The sequence below is a fragment of the Rhizobium sp. NFACC06-2 genome, assembly GCF_900101425.1.
Classification (GTDB): domain Bacteria; phylum Pseudomonadota; class Alphaproteobacteria; order Rhizobiales; family Rhizobiaceae; genus Agrobacterium; species Agrobacterium leguminum.
The window spans coordinates 126,294-146,877 of sequence record NZ_FMVA01000009.1 but is presented as its reverse complement, the minus strand read 5'-3'; the positions used below and the strand labels follow the sequence as shown (position 1 = coordinate 146,877).

13 protein-coding genes and 2 tRNA genes are annotated in these 20,584 nt (G+C 60.1%); 13 read left to right on the top strand and 2 right to left on the bottom strand.

The annotated features are described in order from the left end of the window. Positions 1 to 77: 77 nt before the first annotated feature. The 7 genes from F3H58_RS16705 to F3H58_RS16675 all read left to right on the top strand — a co-directional run bounded on the left by F3H58_RS16705 (position 78) and on the right by F3H58_RS16675 (position 8,622). Positions 78 to 923 carry an outer membrane protein gene (locus F3H58_RS16705; protein ID WP_149742973.1) on the top strand — a complete coding sequence of 282 codons (846 nt, stop codon included), beginning with the start codon at positions 78 to 80 and terminating at the stop codon, positions 921 to 923. Between the two features lie 212 nt (positions 924 to 1,135). Next, entirely contained in the window at positions 1,136 to 2,314 is a 1,179-nt protein-coding gene (locus F3H58_RS16700) for a phosphoserine transaminase (RefSeq protein WP_065656473.1), read from the top strand. 136 nt (positions 2,315 to 2,450) lie between these two features. Next, complete coding sequence (serA, locus tag F3H58_RS16695) at positions 2,451 to 4,046, top strand: phosphoglycerate dehydrogenase (RefSeq protein WP_149742972.1); 1,596 nt, start codon at positions 2,451 to 2,453, stop codon at positions 4,044 to 4,046. Positions 4,047 to 4,268: 222 nt separating this feature from the next. Further along, positions 4,269 to 5,342: a Tim44 domain-containing protein gene (locus F3H58_RS16690; protein WP_149742971.1), complete on the top strand. Its 1,074-nt coding sequence runs from the start codon at positions 4,269 to 4,271 to the stop codon at positions 5,340 to 5,342. Positions 5,343 to 5,816: 474 nt separating this feature from the next. Next, positions 5,817 to 7,007 carry an OpgC family protein gene (locus tag F3H58_RS16685; RefSeq protein ID WP_149742970.1) on the top strand — a complete coding sequence of 397 codons (1,191 nt, stop codon included), beginning with the start codon at positions 5,817 to 5,819 and terminating at the stop codon, positions 7,005 to 7,007. A gap of 206 nt (positions 7,008 to 7,213) precedes the next feature. After that, positions 7,214 to 8,410: a tRNA 2-thiouridine(34) synthase MnmA gene (mnmA, locus tag F3H58_RS16680; protein WP_080854270.1), complete on the top strand. Its 1,197-nt coding sequence runs from the start codon at positions 7,214 to 7,216 to the stop codon at positions 8,408 to 8,410. A gap of 135 nt (positions 8,411 to 8,545) precedes the next feature. Continuing rightward, positions 8,546 to 8,622 (top strand) — tRNA-Met (locus F3H58_RS16675). 807 nt (positions 8,623 to 9,429) lie between these two features. Here F3H58_RS16675 and F3H58_RS16670 read toward each other — a convergent pair. Beyond that, positions 9,430 to 9,504 (bottom strand) — tRNA-Gly (locus F3H58_RS16670). A gap of 253 nt (positions 9,505 to 9,757) precedes the next feature. On the opposite strand from F3H58_RS16670, the gene F3H58_RS16665 reads away from it, so the two are divergent. The 6 genes from F3H58_RS16665 (at position 9,758) to pbpC (ending at position 19,876) form a co-directional block, all read left to right on the top strand. Beyond that, on the top strand, positions 9,758 to 10,267 hold the full coding sequence (locus tag F3H58_RS16665; RefSeq protein WP_142780680.1) for a prolyl-tRNA synthetase associated domain-containing protein: 510 nt from the start codon (positions 9,758 to 9,760) through the stop codon (positions 10,265 to 10,267). A 53-nt stretch (positions 10,268 to 10,320) separates the two neighbouring features. Beyond that, the gene (gene trxA / locus F3H58_RS16660; protein ID WP_149742969.1) at positions 10,321 to 11,289 is read left to right on the top strand and encodes a thioredoxin; all 969 of its coding nucleotides are present in this window, start codon (positions 10,321 to 10,323) and stop codon (positions 11,287 to 11,289) included. A gap of 69 nt (positions 11,290 to 11,358) precedes the next feature. Then, positions 11,359 to 12,030, top strand: a complete 672-nt coding sequence (locus F3H58_RS16655; RefSeq protein WP_161987908.1) for an LON peptidase substrate-binding domain-containing protein — start codon at positions 11,359 to 11,361, stop codon at positions 12,028 to 12,030. Positions 12,031 to 12,040: 10 nt separating this feature from the next. Further along, the gene (locus F3H58_RS16650; protein WP_003523265.1) at positions 12,041 to 12,229 is read left to right on the top strand and encodes a Trm112 family protein; all 189 of its coding nucleotides are present in this window, start codon (positions 12,041 to 12,043) and stop codon (positions 12,227 to 12,229) included. A gap of 118 nt (positions 12,230 to 12,347) precedes the next feature. After that, positions 12,348 to 17,804 (top strand): alpha-2-macroglobulin family protein, encoded by a 5,457-nt coding sequence (locus F3H58_RS16645; RefSeq protein WP_149742968.1) that lies wholly within the window; start codon positions 12,348 to 12,350, stop codon positions 17,802 to 17,804. Beyond that, on the top strand, positions 17,801 to 19,876 hold the full coding sequence (gene pbpC, locus F3H58_RS16640; protein WP_188128959.1) for a penicillin-binding protein 1C: 2,076 nt from the start codon (positions 17,801 to 17,803) through the stop codon (positions 19,874 to 19,876). Before F3H58_RS16645 ends, pbpC begins: the two co-directional genes overlap by 4 nt. 139 nt (positions 19,877 to 20,015) lie before the next feature. Here the strand turns inward: pbpC and F3H58_RS16635 are convergent, their stop codons facing one another. Further along, entirely contained in the window at positions 20,016 to 20,312 is a 297-nt protein-coding gene (locus tag F3H58_RS16635) for a hypothetical protein (protein WP_003523270.1), read from the bottom strand. Between the last annotated feature and the right edge of the window lie 272 nt (positions 20,313 to 20,584).

Sequence of the window (20,584 nt, the reverse complement as noted above, 5' to 3'; positions counted from 1 at the left end):
TACGTCAATCTCCATGACTGAACAGTTCACTGGCATCTGCTGCCGAAACCGCACGTGCCTCTTCTGGAGTGGAAGTCATGAAAAACGCCCTGGCCGGATTTCTGGCCGTCCTGCTGACCGGTACAAGCGCTATTGCTGCCGATCTTTATCAAGCTGAGCCTGCACCGGCCTATGTCGATGCTCCCGAGGTTACTGTTACCCAGGCGAGCGGCTGGTATCTGCGCGGCGATGTCGGTTATTCCTTCAACAAGCTACGCGGTGCTCACTATTATCAGGGTGGTCCGGGTGGTTATCTCGCGGATTTTGATACCGCGACGATCAAGGACAGCTATGTCATCGGTGCCGGTGTCGGTTATCAGTTCAACAACTATTTCCGCAGTGACGTGACCTTCGACTATATGGGTAAGTCGGATTTCCGCGGCTCCACGAGTGGTTTCTGCGGTTCCGTTCCCGGCCGCTGCGTCTCGGAGGACCTTAGCTCGGTTCGCGCCTATACTCTGATGGCGAATGCCTACGTCGATCTCGGCACTTATGGGCGGGTGACGCCTTATGTCGGTGGTGGTATCGGCGGCTCCTACGTCAAGTGGGACAAGCTGCGCAACACATCCTGCAGCGTCAATGGCCTAGGCTGTGACCCCACGACCGAACATGGCGGCAAGGGCAAATGGCGCTTCGCCTATGCTCTGATGGCCGGCGCATCCATCGACGTCACGTGTAATCTGAAGGCCGATATCGGCTATCGTTTCCGCCACATCAACAAGGGCGATATGTTCGCTTATGAGAATGGCGGCGGTCCAGGCCGTGACAAGGGCCTTTATTCGCATGAAGTGCGCGTCGGTGGCCGTTATGTCTTCAACGGCTGTGATACCGCACAATACATGCCGCCCGCCGATATTCCGCTGCAGCCTGCCGTTTATAAATAAACGTCACGCCCAGCTGGTAGTTTCAGACCGTCCGCATCCTCCGGGTGCGGGCGGTTTTGTTTTACCGGCATCTGATACGGGGCATGACGCATATGGACCAAAATTCTTCTGCGTAGCGACATATTCCGCTTGACTGGGATCGGCCAGAGGAATAGCAACGGCGTCAGGACACCTCTCCCTAACGAGAGGCGCCTATCTGAAAGGGTAGTTAAATGACAGATATCGTGAAGCCGGACGTCCGTCCGGGCAATACGCATTTTTCCTCTGGTCCCTGCTCGAAGCGTCCCGGTTGGTCGCTAGATGCTCTCTCTGATGCGCCGCTCGGTCGCTCGCATCGCGCCAAGGTTGGCAAAGCCAAGCTGAAGCAGGCCATCGATCTCACCCGTGAAGTTTTGAACGTTCCTGCCGATTATCGCATCGGTATCGTTCCCGCATCCGACACCGGCGCCGTTGAAATGGCGCTCTGGTCGCTGCTCGGCGAACGCGGCGTCGATATGCTCGCCTGGGAAAGCTTCGGCGCGGGCTGGGTCACCGACGTCGTCAAGCAGCTGAAGCTGAAGGACGTCCGCAAATTCGAGGCCGATTATGGCCTGCTGCCGAACCTTGCCGAAGTCGACTTCGACCGCGACGTGGTTTTCACCTGGAACGGCACAACCTCCGGCGTTCGCGTTCCCAATGCCGATTTCATCCCGGCTGACCGCAAGGGTCTGACCATCTGCGACGCCACTTCGGCGGCCTTCGCACAGGACATGGATTTTACGAAGCTCGACGTCGTCACCTTCTCCTGGCAGAAGGTTCTGGGCGGTGAGGGCGGCCATGGCGTCATCATTCTTTCGCCCCGCGCTGTCGAGCGTCTCTTGAGCTACGCGCCGGCATGGCCTCTGCCGAAAATCTTCCGCATGGTTTCCGGCGGCAAGCTGATCGAAGGCATCTTCACCGGCGAAACCATCAACACGCCGTCCATGCTCTGCGTTGAAGATTACATCGACGCGCTGCTGTGGGCGAAAAATCTCGGCGGCCTCAAGGCGCTGATCGGCCGTGCCGATGCCAATGCCAAGGTTATTTACGACTTCATCGAGAAGAACGACTGGATCGCCAACCTGGCCGTCAAGCCGGAAACCCGCTCCAACACCTCCGTCTGCCTGAAGATCGTCGATCCCGAGGTACAGGCGCTGGATGCCGCCGCACAGGCCGATTTCGCCAAGGGCGTCGTCGCCCTGCTCGAAAAGGAAAATGTCGCCCTCGATATCGGCGCTTACCGTGACGCCCCGTCCGGTCTGCGCATCTGGGCCGGCGCCACCATCGAGACGGCGGATATGGAAGCCGTCATGCCCTGGCTCGCCTGGGCCTACCAGACGCAGAAGGCAGCACTTTCCAAGGCTGCCGCCTGATTTTTATACCGGCCCTGCGCTGATGCAGGGCCGCACATTCCCCGCTTGAGAGCATTTCCAGCAAAAGTGGAAGCCGGTTTTGCGTCCGGAAATGCGTAAATAATAGATTCACCGTTTTTCAAGGAGCCCGTGAACCATGGCACCTCGCGTACTCGTATCCGACGAACTGTCGGAAACCGCCGTCCAGATTTTCCGCGATCGTGGCGTCGAAGTCGATTTCCAGCCGAAGCTCGGTAAGGACAAGGACAAGCTTGCCGAAATCATCGGCAACTACGATGGTCTCGCCATTCGTTCCGCCACCAAGGCGACCGAAAAGCTGATCGAGGCTGCGACCAACCTCAAGGTTATCGGCCGCGCCGGCATCGGCGTCGACAATGTCGATATTCCGGCCGCCTCGCGCCGCGGTATCATCGTCATGAACACGCCTTTCGGCAACTCCATCACAACGGCAGAACACGCGATTGCGCTGATGTTCGCCGTTGCGCGCCAGCTTCCGGCCGCCGACAGCTCCACGCAGGCCGGCAAGTGGGAAAAGTCGAAATTCATGGGTGTCGAAATCACCGGCAAGACGCTCGGCGTCATCGGCGCCGGCAACATCGGCTCCATCGTCTGCTCGCGTGCGCTTGGCCTCAAGATGCATGTTCTCGCTTATGACCCCTTCCTGTCGCCGGAACGTGCGCAGGAAATGGGCGTCACCAAGGTTGAGCTGGACGAGCTTCTGGCCCAGGCCGATTTCATCACCCTGCATGTGCCGATGACCGATAAGACCCGCGGCATCCTTAATGCAGAGAACCTCGCCAAGACCAAGAAGGGCGTTCGTATCGTCAACTGCGCCCGTGGCGGTCTGGTGGATGAAGCGGCCCTTGCCGAAGCCATCAAGTCGGGCCATGTCGCCGGTGCCGGTTTTGACGTGTTCGAAGTCGAGCCCGCCACCGAGAGCCCGCTTTTCGGCCTTCCGAACGTCGTCTGCACACCGCATCTTGGCGCTTCGACCACGGAAGCGCAGGAAAACGTTGCTCTGCAGGTTGCCGAGCAGATGTCGGATTACCTCGTCAAGGGTGCCGTGTCCAACGCCATCAACATGCCGTCGATCACGGCTGACGAAGCACCGCGCCTGAAGCCTTTCATTCGTCTGGCGGATGTTCTCGGGTCTTTCGTCGGCCAGGTACAGGAAAGCGCCACCAAGGAAATCGAAATCCTTTATGATGGCGCAACTGCCAGCATGAACACCAAGGCATTGACCAGCGCCCTGCTGGCTGGCTTGATCCGCAGCCAGGTTGCGGATGTGAACATGGTTTCGGCCCCGGTCATGATCAAGGAAAAGGGTATCATCCTTTCCGAAGTCAAGCGCGACAAGACCGGTGTTTACGACGGCTACATCAAGCTGACGGTGAAGACTGAAAACCAGATCCGTTCGGTTGCCGGCACAGTGTTCTCGGATGGCAAGCCGCGCTTCATCCAGATCAAGAACATCAACATGGACGCCGATGTCGGATCGCACATGATCTACATCACCAACACCGACGTTCCCGGCATGATCGGCTTCATGGGTACCACGCTCGGCGAGGCTGGCGTCAACATCGCCAACTTCCAGCTCGGACGTGAAAAAGAAGGCGGCGACGCCATCGCCCTGCTTTATGTTGACGGCCCGGTTTCCGAAGAGGTGCTGGACAAGCTGCGCGCCAACCCGGCCATCCGCCAGGTCAAGCCGCTGACGTTCAACGTCGACTGATCTATCGTTCCTCCCAAGGGGACAATAGGAACCGGTGCAGGGGAAACCCTGTGCCGGTTTTTTGCTTTCCAGTTGTCATTGTTGCGGCTTTTGTTATCTGGATCGCGCTTTGGTTGCATATCACAAAAAATTTTAGCCAACCGGTCTAAAAATGATGATCATGAGTTGCTATATCGACTTGCGAGATGCCGCTCATGGGAGGGTGGCCAACAGGAGATAACGATGTTTGCTGCCTTTCGGCGCTTCAAGGGTTTGTTCGCAGTCGCCGCGCTTGGTATCGCGGTGTCTTTTGTGGCGGTTGATATGGCAGAGGCACGTCGCGCCAGCGGCGGTTTCGGAAGCCGTGGCACACGGACCTATTCCGCTCCGCCTTCGACCAGCACTGCGCCCGGCCAGACTGCGCCGATCAACCGCAGCATGACACCCAATACCAACCAGGCGGCACCGAGCGCTGCTCAGCCGGCACGTCCCGGCGCACAGGCGCCGCAGCAAAATCGTGGCCTTTTCGGCGGCATGATGGGTGGTTTGATGGGCGGCCTGCTGATGGGCGGTCTGTTCGGCATGTTGCTGGGTGGCGGTTTTGGTGGCATGGCCGGTTTCTTCGGCATGCTGCTGCAGGTGGCGCTGATCGGTCTTCTGGTCATGCTCGCCATGCGTTTCTTCGCCTCGCGCCGTCAGGGCCAGCCCGCTTATGGCTCGGCCGGCGGATCGCAGCGCACGGATCATTCCGGTTCCTCCTATAATGGCGGTTCGCAGGCGGGTTCTGCCGCTTCCTCTTTCAAGATTCCGAAGATCGGCGCGCTGGCCGGCGCTGCGGGCGGTGTGGCCGCCACTGCCGCAACGGCAAAGCCTGTGCCTCATGCTAATGCCATGTCGGAAGGCGATGAAATCGGCATTACCCAGGGCGATCTCGAAACTTTCCAGAAAATGCTGGAAGACGTACAGGCCGCCTATGCCGCCGAGGATTACGGCACCTTGCGCAAGCTGACGACGCCGGAAGCCATGTCTTACCTCGCAGAGGAACTGAGCGACAACGCCACCAGCGGCGTGAAAAACGACGTGCGCGATGTGACGCTGCTACAGGGCGATGTTGCCGAAGCATGGCACGAAGAGGGTCAGGATTATGCAACGGTGGCGATGCGCTACTCCGCCATCGACGTGATGCGCGACCGCACCTCCGGCAAGGTAATCGAAGGTGACGAGCACCAGCCTTCTGAGGCGGTGGAGATGTGGACCTTCGTTCGTCGCCCCGGAAACGACAACTGGCAGGTGGCCGCTATTCAGGCCGCTGCCTGACGAATCGGAATGCGTTTAACAGTTAGAGGCCCGGCGGTTTGGCGACCGCCGGGCCTTTGTTCGTCTCGCTTCCAGAAAGCACGGTCACGCCGAGGCTCGCTCCGCAAAAGGGGCGGAAAGATGCGGTCAAAAAAACGACTGATAAATCTAACGGGTGATATCTCCCCCGCTCATCGGCGGTGAATTCCGCTTCGCCCTGCTATGCAACGCTTTGAGACCTGCCTGTCGCAGCATGTTGCCCGCGCATGGCTCATTCGCTTCACGGAATTGCCTTTTTTTATTCATCCCGCATTCAGTCCCTGCATCCTAACCAGAATGCATACACGTCAATGTGACTTTTCGTGCCGGTTCTAAACCGCTTTGGAAAGGGAACCTCAGGCACAAAACAGCGTTGACAATCCAATCCCCGGCCCCTCCCAAGCCGGGCTGGGTGGCTGGGCAATGCAGGCCCTGCGAGAACGGAGAGCTATCGAGATGAAACGCTTTGACCTGATCGACGGGATGCGTGGTTACTTCCTCGTCTTCATGCTGATCAACCATCTGGTGTTTGCCGGCGGTTTCTGGCTGGTGGAAATCAATCACCGGCAGTTTGCCTTTGTCGAGGACGCCCAAGGCTTCGTGTTCCTGTCCGGCCTGCTGATCGGCATGGTCTATGCGCGCAAGATGATGAAATACGGCTATGACGCTGGCAAGCAGATGATCTGGAACCGAGCGCTGGAACTCTATCGTTACGCGATGGGTCTCGTCATCGCCGTGCTGTTCTTCCGCATGGTCATCCCGCATGCACCCTATATTTGGTACAACTGGCTCGGCATGACGTCGTTCGACGATCCGCTGCGACTGGCGGCGATTGCGACATTCCTGTTCCAGCCGACCTTCATGGATATTCTGCCGCAATATATCGTCTACATGATCTTTGCGCCGGTGCTGGTGAAGCTCTGCCTTGATGGCAAGTGGGCCTATGTCATGGCCGGCTCCCTGCTGGTCTGGATGGCCGGTCAGCTCGGCCTGCAGCAGATCGTGACGACCCCGCTCAACGAACTCGTGAAGGGTGCGGACGAGCAGGGCATTCGCGTCAGCTTCAATCTGCTCGGCTGGCAGCTCGTATTCTATTCGGCGCTGGTGATGGGCGCGATGACGGCGCAGAACCGCATTCCGTGGAAGGCGATCTTCTCGCCTGAGCATACGTGGCTGCCGAAGGCGGCGCTCGTCATCTGCCTGTTCTTCATGCCGCTGCGCATCGCCACAGCCTGGGGCCTGATGCCGGAATTCATGATGGGCAAATTCTCCACCATGGAAATCCGTGCCGATTTCGGCCCGGTCTATCTCATCAACTTCCTCGCTGTCGGCGTCGGCCTGACGTGGCTGGTGATCGCAGGTCCGAAGCACCACCGTCCGCTCGTGCGCGCCATCGCCGAGGGCGTCATCTGGGTGCTGTCGCTTAAGTTCCTGCAATTGCTCGGCCGCCATTCGCTGCAGGTCTATGTCTGGCACGTGGCCATCGTCTATGGTGTCTATTATCTGGATGGCCGCACGGCGGAACTGTCTCAGCTCAACAAGACGCTGATCGCCTTCACGGCTATCGGATTGCTGGCCCTGCCAGCGCTGTGGAGGGAGCGCGACAAGTGGTTCGGCAGCAGCGGCCAGAAGACGGCCGGCGCCTGACGGCCGGTCCCAGCCCGAATCTGACGGCTTTGCGGGGCGGTTTTCCGCCCCGTACTTGCGTGCGCGGCCATTCCTTTCTATATGCAGCCCTTAAATCCGCAGGATGACGAGACAGGTCGGCCCCATTGATGGCCAGGTTTCTCGCGGCGGATGACCGACAGGCGGCGGGGCCTTTACCCCCGTTATGACTGACGATGGGAAAAAACGTGAATACGCTCGATTTTGACAAGAGGCCGGAAGATACCCGGATCGTTGTCGCCATGTCCGGTGGCGTCGATTCTTCGGTGGTGGCCGGTATCCTCAAGCGCGAGGGCTATGATGTCCTCGGCATTACCCTCCAGCTCTATGACCACGGTGCTGCCGTGCACCGCGCCGGCTCCTGTTGCGCGGGGCAGGATATAGACGATGCGCGCCGGGTCTGCGAAACGCTCGGCATTCCCCACTATGTGCTGGATTACGAAGCGCGGTTCCGCGAAACCGTCATCAACCCCTTTGCCGAAGCCTATGCGATGGGTGAAACGCCGATCCCCTGCGTGGCCTGCAACCAGACCGTAAAATTCGCCGATCTGCTCGCCACCGCCCAGGAACTGGGTGCCGATGCGCTGGCGACCGGCCATTACATTCGCTCGCGTCCCAATCCCGTTTCCGGCCAGCCGGGGCGGCGTGCGCTTTATCGGCCGATCGATAGCGACCGTGACCAGAGCTGGTTCCTGTTCGCCACGACGCAGGAACAGATCGATTATCTGCGCTTTCCGCTCGGTGGCCTCTCCAAGGCCGAGACCCGCGCTCTGGCGGAAGATATGGGGCTGGTCGTCGCCAAGAAGGCCGACAGCCAGGACATCTGTTTCGTACCGCAGGGCAAATATACCGATATCATCAACAAGCTGAAGCCGAATGCGGCATTGGCAGGCGATATCGTCCATCTCGACGGGCGCGTGCTCGGCCGCCACGATGGCATCGTGCATTATACGATCGGCCAGCGCCGCGGCATTGGTGTCGCGACCGGGGAGCCGCTGTATGTCGTGCATCTCGATGCACGCGGCCGCCGGGTCATCGTTGGCCCGCGCGAGGCGCTGGAAACCCGCCGGGTCTATCTGCGTGACATGAACTGGCTGGGTGACGGCGAGCTGGCGAACGATGCCGGGCAGGGCTTTGCCTGTTTCGCCAAGGTGCGCTCCACCCGCCCGCCGACGGAAGCGATGTTGCATGCGGACGAAAACGGTATCTATGTGGACCTGATGACCGGGGAAGCCGGTGTCGCTCCCGGTCAGGCCTGTGTGCTTTATTCCGCGCCGGGTGCCGATGCCCGCGTTTACGGCGGCGGTTTCATCGAACGGTCGGAACGCTCGGCGGAAGCCGAGGCGTCGCTCAAGGCGCTTCTGGAAAAGCCGGTTGCCGCCTGAAACCATTCGCTTTTTGCAGCGATGCGGAAAGCGAATTTTTTGCGCATCTTGCGCTTGACACTTTGGGGAGCGGCACCTTATAAGCCGCTCATCCTGATGGAACGGCCGGTCACATGACTGTCACGTTTCCCCTGTGGCGGGGTAGCTCAGGTGGTTAGAGCAGCGGAATCATAATCCGCGTGTCGGGGGTTCAAGTCCCTCTCCCGCTACCACTTTCCTTCATACGAAAAATCCAAACCGCACGATTCTGCGCCATGTTTCATTGATTTTCCGAGCCGGAGAAACGATGGATGCGAGGGTGCCGGCCGGTAAGTTATGACCAAAAAAAGGGAAACCCGCTTACTGCCAAAATGCAGCCAGCGGGTCTCAACCTCTACCCCCTCCCACAAGGGCGGCTGCACAAAAGCACATTGAATGAATTATGGCAAGATCAAGGCGACCATATTGTTGCGGTTGATGGCCCTGTTCGCCAGTTTAATGGCGGATGGCAGAGCGTGACCTGTTCCGTGTGCCGTGGGTAAGGGGAGCGATAGGACACGATATTTTCGGTGCAGCGCATTTCCGTGAGATTGGAATAGGTATTTTCGATCCGCTGCGGTTGAGGATGTGTTTTGTGCGGTGAAACCCGTTCCTCACGATAAACCGTCATATCGGCGGCAGGCGATATGCCGGGTATCGACAAGGTAGCGACTGCGGCAATCAAGAGAATTCTTCCAGGATGTGCGGACATGGCTCTTCCCGCGTTGAACAATGCAGGAGAACGTGCTGCGCACATAAGCTGTTCCAGGGACATCGGCAAAAAAATGCCCGCTCATGGCGGGCAATCAGAGGGGAACTGAGGTTAGGAGCCTCGGATCTGAAACGGACATCTTCGGCATAAGTTCCGCTTGCGGAATAATTTCCGTCGCGCCTTGCCGACAGAGGGGCTGCGCAGGCCGAGTTTTAAGCCTCACGACACGGAACAATGCGTCACGCGCGAACAGGGGTACTTTGACGATTATTCTATCTTTAGGGAAATTTGGAGCGGGCGAAGGGATTTGAACCCTCGACCCCAACCTTGGCAAGGTTGTGCTCTACCCCTGAGCTACACCCGCTCAAATCCACCGGTCCGGGGTAGTTCGCTGAACCGTGGGCCGCCAAGCGGCGACGGGCGCTATATCGCTCAATCGATTTTGGAATGCAACAGGGAAATGACAAAAACGCGAAAATTTCTTTGAGAAATGCGACAAGCGGCGGAAATGATTGAGAATTTTTCATCCCGCTGTTTTTTCCTGCGTTGCCAAGCGTCGGTTGCCCGCTTAATCAGGAAACAAGGATAGTGGAATCGGCAGAGGCAGGTGGCAGGATATGGCGGAAAATTCCCAGAAGACGGCAACAGAGCTGTTCGAGTTTCTCGACGGACTCGGCATTTCCCACACCACGAAGCAGCATGAACCGGTGTTTACCGTCGCCGAATCCCAGTCGCTGCGCGACCTCATTCCCGGCGGCCATACAAAGAACCTCTTTGTAAAGGACAAGAAGGATCAGTATTTCGTTCTGACCGTTGAGGAAAATGCGGTCGTCGATCTGAAAAGCGTTCACAAGACCATCGGTGCGGCAAGCCGCGTGTCCTTTGGCAGACCGGAAAAGATGCTTGAATATCTGGGCGTCGCGCCGGGCTCGGTAACGGTGTTCGGAGCCATCAACGACACCGACAGGCAGGTCACCTTCGTGCTCGACAGCGGGCTTCTGGAAAACGAGCTGGTCAATGGCCATCCGCTTTCCAACGACCAGACGACAACGATCGCGTCCACGGATCTCATTCGCTTTCTCGAGGCAACCGGACATGCGCCGCTTGTCTTGAAAGTCACCGAGTGAGATACGATCTTTGCTTCAAATAAGACATATGACAGAGGTTACGGGAGACCGGCATGAGCGGCGAAAATAATCCTTACGGCGGTTCCTATAGCGGGCAGATGACCGCAAGCGCCCATCATAATGGCGAGCTGAACGGTGCGGCCTCCGGCCACATCAAGGACACCACCACGGCGGGTTTCTCCAGGGACGTTCTTGAGGAATCGCGTCGCCAGCCGGTTCTGGTGGATTTCTGGGCACCCTGGTGTGGTCCGTGCAAGCAGCTGACGCCGGTGCTCGAGAAGGTCATCAACGAGGCGAATGGCCGCGTGAAGCTCGTGAAGCTGAATATTGACGACCACCCGTCGATTCCCGGCCAGCTCGGTATCCAGTCCATTCCGGCAATCGTCGCCTTTGCCGACGGCCGGCCGGTGGATGGCTTCATGGGTGCCGTGCCGGAAAGCCAGATCAAGCAGTTCATCGAGAAGATCGCCGGGCCTGATGCGGGCGACCCTAAGGCGGAGATCGAGGCTGTTCTGACGGAGGCGAAGCAGCTTCTGGCGGATGGCGATTTCAACGGCGCGGCGCAGCTTTTCGGCGCCGTCATGCAGGCCGATCCCGAAAATCCGGCAGCGATTGCCGGTATCGCGGAATGCATGATCGCCGCCGGCCAATATGAGCGAGCAAGCGAACTGCTCTCTTCGCTGCCCGCGGGACTCAACGAGGATGCGGGCATTCAGCTCGTTTCGAAAAAGATCGCGCAATATGAGGAAGCCCGTAAGATCGGCGACCCGGTGGCGCTGGAGCGCGAGCTTGCGCTCGATCCCGATCGTCACGAGGCGCGGGTGAAGCTTGCCAAGGTGCTGAATGCTCAAGGGCGGCGCGATGAGGCTGCGGACCATCTGCTCTACATCATGCGCAAGGACCGGACCTTCGACGATGACGGCGCGCGCCGCCAGCTTCTGGAGTTTTTCGAGGCCTGGGGCTTCAAGGACCCGGCAACCGTTGCCGGCCGCAGGAAGCTTTCGGCGATACTGTTTTCGTAATGCGGGCATATCCCGGCCAGGGCGGTTGAACCGCCGGCCGGGCAGCAGTGAACAGGGGGCTTGATTCCCATGCATGTCGGAAATGCGAGATATGTGAAGAACGACGATCTGCCGGAAACCGTGCCGGTCTTTCCATTGCCGGGCGCGCTGCTTCTACCGGAAGGCCATCTTCCACTCAATATTTTCGAGCCTCGATATCTCGCCATGATCGACCGGGCTTTGGCCGGCCATCGCATCATCGGCATGGTGCAGCCCGCGCTGCATGTCATCGAGGCGGGGCTTGAGGGCGGTCCGCTGAGCGCGGTCGGCTGCCTCGGCCGCATCACGTCCTTTTCCGAAACCGGCGATGGCCGTTATATCATTTCGCTGACCGGCGTGTGCCGTTTCCGCCTGCTGGAAGAGGTGGAGGCGGGCAAACCCTATCGCAGCTTCCGCCATGCGCCCTTCATCGCTGATCTTTCCGGCGAATATGACGAGGATGCGGTGGACCGCGAAAACCTGCTCCGGGTATTCCGCTCGTTTCTGGATGCCAACCAGCTGGAAGCGGATTGGGAAAGTGTGGAAAGGGCGGGCAATCGCGTCCTCGTCAATTCGCTTTCCATGATGTCTCCCTTCGGACCGGCTGAAAAACAGGCGCTGCTGGAAGCGCCGGACCTGAAGACGCGGGCCGAAACATTGATCGCCATCACCGAAATCGTTCTTGCCCAGGGATCGGGCGAGGGCGGCAACGTGCTGCAATAGGATCGCCGCCATGGACGACAGGATGAGCAATGTCGATCCCAAGCTGCTGGAGCTTCTGGTCTGCCCTTTGACGAAAGGGCGCCTTGCCTATGACCGCGCCCGCAATGAACTCATCTCCGAAAGCGCGAGGCTTGCTTATCCGATCCGCGATGGTGTGCCGATCATGCTGATTTCGGAAGCGAGAAAAATAGAAGACTAACCTTCCCGCTTGCCCGCCTTCACATATTGCGTGTCGTGAATTGACGAAGATGCGTTGACAACCATGCGTGGATTTGACCAGAGTCCCGCCCGACATGTCTGTTGCGGGGAGAAAACTGATGTCGTTGCGCGCGCTCGTCCGGATTTCGCTGGTTGCGGTCTCAACCGCCCTGTTTTTTCCGCCAGCCATGGCGGCGGAACCCTCCCGCAAGGTTGTTACGACCCAAAATGGCGATTATTTCGGCTTCGATCTCAGGACGGAGCAAAATGTCTCGCTGGAACAATGCGGCGAGATTTGCGTCGGCGATACCGCCTGCAAGGCCTTTACCTACAATCCCAAGGTGAAATGGTGCTTCCTCAAGTCGGATTTCAATCAGCTGAACGCCTTCCCTGGCGCAGTTGCCGGCAAGATCGTGGAAGTGGCCGCGGAAGCCGATATCGGCGCACCGCAGCGCCTGTCCTTCGTGACCGACAGCCTGCAGCAGGAAGCGCGCCGGCTGAAATCCGGCCTTGCGGCAAATGACGGTGAGGGCGAACAGGGTCTGGAAGCCCTCGTGGAGACGGCGCGGCAGCAGGCAGCCACCGGCAATATTCCCGATGCAGTCACGACCTATAAACAGGCCCTTGCGATCACACCTGACGATGGCGCGCTCTGGGCGGAATTGTCGGAAAAGGCCGCGCAGGTCACCGATAATTATTCGATAGCGGGACAAGCCGCTTCCGCTGCCATCAATGCCTATCAGCTCAGCCGCACGGTCAGTGCCCGCACCGAGGCCCTGAACCGGCTGGCGAAGGCTTTTGAGCGAACCCAGAATTATCGCGCGGCGCTCAATGCCTATAAGGAAAGCCTCGCGCTTACCGACAATGCACAGACCAAGGCGGCCTATGCCGATCTGCGCACGCGGCAGGGTTTCCGCGTCATCAACAATACCGTGGATACCGATAGCATCAGCCCGCGCGCCTGCGTGCAGTTTTCCGAGCCGCTGGTGAAGAACGGCGTCGATTATTCCTCCTTCATCACGCTCGATGGGGCAGCGCCCAAGGCCATCGAGGCGAAGGGCAGCGAGATTTGCGTGGAAGGCCTGACCCATGGCCAGCGTTACAAGATCGCGTTTCGCGCCGGCCTGCCGTCTTCGGTGGAAGAGCCTCTGGAAAAGCAGGTCGATCTCGATATATACGTGCGTGACCGTGCCGCCAGCGTGCGCTTCACCGGCGAGAATTTCGTGCTGCCGGGCACGGCGCGCCGCGGCATTCCAATCGTCTCTGTCAATGCCGACAAGGCCGACCTGAAGCTTTATCGCGTCGGCGACCGCAACATCACCTCACTTCTTTCAAACTCGCAGTTTTTGACACAGATGGACGGTTATAACGCCGACCGTATCGAAAACGAAATTGGCGAGCTTGTCTGGCAGGGCTCGATCGATATCCAGCCCGATCTCAACAAGGATGTGGTGACGAGCTTCCCGGTGGATGAGGCCTTGCCCGAGCGCAAGCCCGGCATCTATGTGCTGACCGCCGTACCGCCGGGCACCGCGCCGGAAACCTGGGATTCGCGCGCCACGCAATGGTTCCTCGTATCCGATACCGGCATCACCACCTATGCCGGAACCGATGGGCTCAATGTCTTCGTCCGTGCCCTTGGCAGCGCCAAGCCGCTGGCAGATGTGGATTTGCAGCTACTCGCCAAGAATAATGAGGTGCTGGGCACCGCGAAGACGGATGCGGACGGCCGCGCGGTGTTCTCGGCCGGCCTGATGCGCGGCACGGCGGCGCAGGCGCCTGCTATCCTGACGGCGCGCAACGGCGACAAGGACTATGTGTTCCTCGACATGACCCGCGCCGGATTCGATCTTTCGGATCGCGGCGTGACGGGCCGTGCAGCCCCCGGCGCCATCGACGTGTTCAGCTGGACGGAACGCGGTATCTACCGCGCCGGCGAGACCGTGCATGCCGCAGCCCTTGCCCGCGATGTCGACGGCAAGGCAATCGAGGATCTGCCGCTCACCTTCATCTTCTCGCGCCCGGATGGTGTCGAGGACCGGCGTTTCGTCAGCGACGGCAAGGCACTGGGCGGCCATGCGGTCGATCTGCCGTTGCAGGCAAATGCCATGCGCGGCACCTGGACATTGCGCATCCATACCGATCCGAAAACGCCTGCGATCAGCGAAAAGAGCTTCCTCGTCGATGATTTCGTGCCTGACCGCACCGAGTTCGATCTTTCCAGCAAGGCAAAGCAGATCGACCCTGGCGCGGAAACGGCAATCGATGTCGATGGTCGCTATCTCTATGGTGCGCCCGCAGCCGGCCTGACGCTGGAAGGCGAGGTCGCCATCAAACCGACGCGCACCAGCGCCGATTTCGAAGGTTATTTCTTCGGTCTGGCCGATGAGGAAAGCGAAGAGGAAAACCGCACCACGCTTGCCGATCTGCCGGCGCTGGACGAAGAGGGCAAGGCGAGCTTCAATATCGATCTGACCGATCTGCCATCCACAACGCAGCTTCTTTCCGCCAACATCACCGTGCGCATGCGCGAGGCCGGCGGCCGCGCCGTGGAGCGCTTCCTGACGCTACCCATCAAGGCTGAAGCGCCGGTCATCGGTATCAAACCGCAGTTTTCCGGCGACCTTGCCCAGAATTCCGTCGGTCGTTTCCACATCATCGGCGTCAGTGCCGACGGTGCCAAACAGGCGATGAGCGGCCTCAACTGGAAGCTCATCAAGGTCGAGCGGAACTATCAATGGTATCGTCAGGGCAATTCCTGGCGTTACGAACCGGTGGAATATACCAAGCAGCAGGAAGCGGGCACGCTTTCGGTCGATGCCAATGGCGGCGAGATTTCCGTGCCCGTCACCTGGGGTCGCTATCGGCTGGAAGTGGAGGGCGCCGGCAATGGCGCGCCTGTCTCCAGCGTTGAGTTCGATGCCGGTTTTTATGTGGAGGCAAGCTCGACCGAAACGCCAGATGCGCTGGAAATCGCTCTCGACAAGCAGAGCTACAAGATCGGCGATACGGCCAAACTCAAGGTTTCCTCGCGTTTTGCTGGCGAGTTGATGGTGACTTCCGGTTCGGAAAAGCTGATTGCCGTGCAGAATGCCGAGATCGGCGAGGATGGCGGCGAGATCGACATTCCCGTCACCGAGGAATGGGGTGCTGGCGCTTATGTGACAGCCACGCTGTTCCGTCCCGGCGATGCGCAGGAAAGCCGTATGCCGATGCGCGCCATCGGCATCAAATGGCTCGCCGTCGATCCGGCCGAGCGCAAGCTTGCCGTCACGCTCGGTGCGCCTCAGAAAACGCTGCCGCGCCAGCCGCTTGAAATTCCGATCACCGTCGCCGGTGCCGGCGTCGGCGAAAAGGCCTATGCCATCGTTGCGGCCGTCGATGTCGGCATATTGAACCTTACCCGCTATGAGCCGCCAAAGCCGGATGAATGGTATTTCGGCCAGCGCCGGCTGGGGCTGGAAATCCGCGACCTTTATGGCCGCCTGATCGACGGTTCGCTTGGCGCCACCGGCCGGCTGCGCACCGGCGGTGACGGAGGGCAGGCAGCCCTTCAGGGCAGTCCGCCCACGGAAAAGCTCGTGGCCTTCTTTGCCGGTCCGGTCGAACTCGACGCAGACGGCAAGGCGACGGTCAGCTTCGATATTCCGCAGTTCAACGGCACGGCCCGCATCATGGCGGTGGCCTGGACGAAGACAGGCGTGGGACATGCGGTCTCCGATGCCATCATTCGCGATCCTGTCGTGGTCACGGCCAGCGCGCCGAAATTCCTCGCACCCGGCGATGTCTCGCAATTGCGGCTCGATATCGCCAATACCGATGGCGAGCCCGGCGATTACCGGCTGGATGTGACCAGCAATACGGCGCTGACCGTCGATCAGGGCGAGATGTCGCAAACTCTCGCGCTTCAGAAAGGCGGCAAGTCTTCGCTGACGGTCCCGCTGACGGGCGAACAGCCCGGCAACGGCGCGATTACCATCAAGGTTTCCAGTGCCGCCGGTCTTTCACTGGAGCAGGTTCTGAACGTGCCGGTGCGCCCGGCCGTTCTGCCGGTGACGACGCGGCGCGAAATCAAGATCGCGCCCAATAGCAGCCTGACGATCAATGGCGATCTTCTGGCCGACAGCATGCTTCTCGGCTCGTCCGTCGCGGTCAATGTCACGCGCTCGCCCGCCTTCGATATTCCGGCGCTGGTGATGATGCTGGACAAATATCCTTACGGCTGCGCCGAACAGACGACGAGCCGCGCTTTGCCGCTGCTTTACGTTTCGGAACTGACGAAGGATAGCGGCCTTGCAGAAGACCCCGATACCCGCAAGCGCGTGCAGGAGGCGATCTACCGCGTGCTGTCCTTCCAGTCGAGTTCGGGCAGCTTCGGCCTCTGGTCGCCGGGTTACGGCGATCTGTGGCTCGATGCCTATATCAGCGACTTCCTGACCCGCGCCCGCGAGCAGAATTACGATGTGCCCGAAGCCGCCATGGTGCAGGCGCTGAACAACCTGCAAAACGGTCTTTCCTATGACAGCAATGTCAAGGATCGCGGCAACGAGATCGCCTATTCGCTTTATGTCCTGGCGCGCAACCGCAAGGCGGCGATCAACGATCTGCGTTATTACGCGGATACGGCGCTGGCCGATTTCGCCACACCGCTCGCCAAGGCGCAGGTTGCCGCCGCCCTCTCGCTTTATGGCGATCAGGCCCGTTCGAAGGCCGTATTCGGCGCTTCGCTCGACATGGCAAGCCGCACCACCAATGTCAGCTTCTCGCGCGCGGATTATGGCTCCGCTCTGCGTGACGGCGCGGCGACGCTGGCGCTTGCGGCGGAAAGCCGGCCGGTTCCGGCCGTCGTGCCGCAGCTTGCCGGTGCGGTGGCGAAGGAATGGGAAAAGAAGCCCTATACCAGCACCCAGGAACAGGCATGGATGCTGCTGGCCGCCCGCGCCGTCAAAGGCGAGGATAAGGATATCCGTCTCGATGTGAACGGCGATCTGCAGACCGGAGGCTTCGGCAAGCGGATGAGCGGCGATGAATTGCTGGCCGCACCCTTAAAGATCGCCAATGCCTCGGCCGATCCGGTCACGGCCGTCGTCACCACGGTGGCGCCGCCGGCGCAGCCGCTTGCCGCAGGCGGCGAAGGCTTCACCATCACCCGCACCTATTATTCCATGGATGGCGAAGAGGTGAACCCGAGCGAGGTGATCCAGAACGAACGGTATGTCGTGGTGCTGAATGTGGTGCCGCAGAATAACTGGCAGTCGCGCATTCTGGTGACGGACCTGTTGCCCTCCGGTTTCGAAATCGACAATCCGAGCCTCGTCAATTCGGCTGAGCTTTCGAATTTCGACTGGCTGCCGGAAACGGAAGCGGCGCATACGGAATTCCGCTACGACCGTTTCGTGGCGGCCTTCGATCGCTCGGCCGGCGACAGTTCGGAAATTGCGCTTGCCTATGTGGTCCGCGCCGTTACCCCCGGCACCTACGATCATCCGGCAGCTTCGGTTGAGGATATGTACCGGCCGCAATTTGCCGCCCGCACGGCAACCGGCCGCATGGAGGTGCGCTCGGCAAACCCATGAGGCGGAAGAAGGCGATCATTGTCGGCATCATGACGGCCGCGCTGCTTATGGGCGGCGCGGCCTTTGGTCTTGATGCGCTGGACAAGGCCTATCCGCCGCCGCTGGACGCTGCGCAGCAACGATCCTTCGAGGTTCTGGATCGTGACGGCAAACTGTTGCGCGCTTTTGCGACACCCGATGGCCGCTGGCGGCTGAAAACCACGGCCGCCGAAGTCGACGCACAGTTCCTGCGCATGCTGGTGGCCTATGAAGACCAGCGTTTCTATGAGCATCACGGCGTCGATTCCTGGGCGCTTTTGCGCTCCGCCTGGCAATTGGCCAGCAACGGCCGGATCGTTTCCGGCGCATCGACGCTTTCCATGCAGGTGGCGCGGCTGATCGAGCCGCGCGCCGACCGGTCTTTTTCGGCGAAATTCCTGCAGGCCGCGCGCGCGCTCCAGATCGAGAGAAGGCTCAGCAAGGAGGAAATCCTCGATCTCTATCTGAATATCGCGCCCTATGGCGGCAATCTCGAAGGCATTCGCGCCGCAAGTCTCGCCTGGTTCGGCAAGGAACCGGGCCGGCTCGATACGGCGGAGGCAGCGCTTTTGGTGGCGCTGCCGCAATTGCCGGAAAAGCGACGCCCGGATCGCTTTCCGGAGGCGGCGAAGCAGGCGCGCGAGCGGGTGCTGCAACGGCTTGCCGTGGAACGCGTGGTGGGTGAGGGGGAAGCGGAACGGTCGGCGCTTGCGAATGTGCCCACCAACCGGCGGGACCTGCCGGCCTATGCGCCGCATATGGCCGTCGCCGCACGGGTGAAATTCCCGAATACTGCCGAGGTGCGTTCCACGCTGAAGCTGCCGATCCAGCGGGAGCTGGAGGGTGTTGCCCGCCATGCGGCGGAAAAGCTCGGCGACAGGGTCTCCGTCGCCATCGTCATGGCCGATGCGCAAAGCGGCGATATTCTGGCGGAAGTGGGTTCGGCGGATTATCTCGATACGGCAAGACGCGGTTTCGTGGAGATGAGCCGGGCCGTTCGCTCGCCGGGCTCCACCCTCAAGCCATTCATCTACGGCCTTGCCTTCGAAGACGGTCTTGTCGGGCAGGAAACCATCATAGAGGATCGCCCGGCCGACTTTTCCGGTTACAGGCCGCGCAATTTCGACATGCATTATCAGGGCGATGTCAGCATCCGGCAGGCGCTGCAACTGTCGCTCAATGTGCCTGCCGTCAAGCTGCTCGATGCCGTCAGCCCCTCGGCGCTGATGGTGCGGTTCCGCCGGATGGGCGTCAAACTCGTGCTTCCCGCCAATGAAGCGCCCGGGCTTGCCATAGCCCTTGGCGGCGCGGGTATTTCGCTGGTCGATCTGGTGCAGCTTTATGCGGGACTGGCCGGCGGCGATCCCGTGCGGCTTGGAGACGGCGTCCGCTCCGCCCCGGAACGGCTGGAGGGGGACCGGTTATTCTCCGATGCCGCTATCTGGAACATCTCCGACATCCTCTCCGGCGTGCTGCCGCCGCTCGGCATGAAACAGCGCGGCATCGCCTACAAGACCGGCACCAGCTATGGCTATCGCGATGCCTGGTCGGTGGGGTATGACGGGCGGCATGTGGTGGGCGTCTGGGTCGGCCGGGCCGACAATGGCGCGGTGCCGGGCATTGCCGGTTATGCGACGGCCGCCCCGATCCTGTTCGAGGCTTTCGAAAAATCCGGCGTGGCGATCACGCCGATGCCGGCCGCACCTTCCGGTGTCGCGCGGGTCGCGGTCAATGACCTCCCCGCCAACCAGCGGCGTTTTACCACGACGGCCAGCGGCCTGCTTTCTGCTTCAAGACGTGAAAGCGCCCCGCGCATCGTTTACCCGCCGGAGGGCGCGCGCGTGGAGCTTTCCGGCCAGTCGGGCATCTCGCCGCTGGTATTGAAGCTGCAGGGCGGGCGCGCACCCTTCCGCTGGCTCGCCAATGGTTTGCCTTTGCCGAACGCTTCCCATCGCCGCAACAGCGAATGGCGGCCGGAAGGCCAGGGGTTTTCCACACTGACGGTCATCGACGCCGACGGCCGCGCCTCGAGCGTGCGGGTTTTCGTCGAATAGCAGGGATGGCCAACTGCACGAGGGGTTGCTCCGGGCTTGCGCCGCGAGCGTCTCGTCAGTTCTTTTTCGCCGTCTTGCCAAAGATATGCAGCAAGCGATTGTACAAGAGTGACGACGAAGATGATGTGCCTAAGCTCTATTACGCCACATCGAGTGAATGGCGGTGGATCCGCTCCTGAAGCGAAGCCACAACGGCTTGTAGAAATTCCCGGCGCCTGGGATTGGTCGTTGCCGTCAGTGTCACCTGTAGCCGGCTTGTGATGTTGTTCAGAAAGCCAACGTGATTAAAACTATCGGCGGCGATATTGACCTCCACCTCGTCCATGTAATGCGCCAGATGCGGTTCCAGCAAGAGATTTGCATCCGTCTGGTAGCAGGCAGCCATCTGTTCTCCAAGCGTGGACATCTGCACATATGGACCATATTCGTCGATCATCAAATCTCCTTCCTCTAGCGCAACTAATTTTGACAGGCGCTTCATCATCACAGATAGGAAATAGGAAGCAATTGCCCGCTTTCAACGCTCCCTTTTGAAGCTTTTAATTTCCCGTGTTCGTGAAGGATGTCGCTGAGACTCCGGTCGAAGTAGAGGCCTGCCAAAGGGCTATCGGCCCCGCTGGGTCGCGCTCAAACTATAACGTTGTTTTTGCTGGGTTTTGCAGGAAATTGGCGTCCACGAGAGGATTCGAACCTCCGACCCCAGGATTC

What these genes read in the sequence shown, in the direction of transcription:
- F3H58_RS16665 (WP_142780680.1), top strand. Translation starts at nt 9,758, where the DNA reads ATGGCGGAAAATTCCCAGAAGACGGCAACAGAGCTGTTCGAGTTTCTC.
- F3H58_RS16685 (WP_149742970.1), top strand. Translation starts at nt 5,817, where the DNA reads ATGAAACGCTTTGACCTGATCGACGGGATGCGTGGTTACTTCCTCGTC.
- F3H58_RS16690 (WP_149742971.1), top strand. Translation starts at nt 4,269, where the DNA reads ATGTTTGCTGCCTTTCGGCGCTTCAAGGGTTTGTTCGCAGTCGCCGCG.
- pbpC (WP_188128959.1), top strand. Translation starts at nt 17,801, where the DNA reads ATGAGGCGGAAGAAGGCGATCATTGTCGGCATCATGACGGCCGCGCTG.
- trxA (WP_149742969.1), top strand. Translation starts at nt 10,321, where the DNA reads ATGAGCGGCGAAAATAATCCTTACGGCGGTTCCTATAGCGGGCAGATG.
- F3H58_RS16650 (WP_003523265.1), top strand. Translation starts at nt 12,041, where the DNA reads ATGGACGACAGGATGAGCAATGTCGATCCCAAGCTGCTGGAGCTTCTG.
- F3H58_RS16705 (WP_149742973.1), top strand. Translation starts at nt 78, where the DNA reads ATGAAAAACGCCCTGGCCGGATTTCTGGCCGTCCTGCTGACCGGTACA.
- F3H58_RS16700 (WP_065656473.1), top strand. Translation starts at nt 1,136, where the DNA reads ATGACAGATATCGTGAAGCCGGACGTCCGTCCGGGCAATACGCATTTT.
- serA (WP_149742972.1), top strand. Translation starts at nt 2,451, where the DNA reads ATGGCACCTCGCGTACTCGTATCCGACGAACTGTCGGAAACCGCCGTC.
- F3H58_RS16645 (WP_149742968.1), top strand. Translation starts at nt 12,348, where the DNA reads ATGTCGTTGCGCGCGCTCGTCCGGATTTCGCTGGTTGCGGTCTCAACC.
- F3H58_RS16655 (WP_161987908.1), top strand. Translation starts at nt 11,359, where the DNA reads ATGCATGTCGGAAATGCGAGATATGTGAAGAACGACGATCTGCCGGAA.
- F3H58_RS16635 (WP_003523270.1), bottom strand. Translation starts at nt 20,312, where the DNA reads ATGATCGACGAATATGGTCCATATGTGCAGATGTCCACGCTTGGAGAA.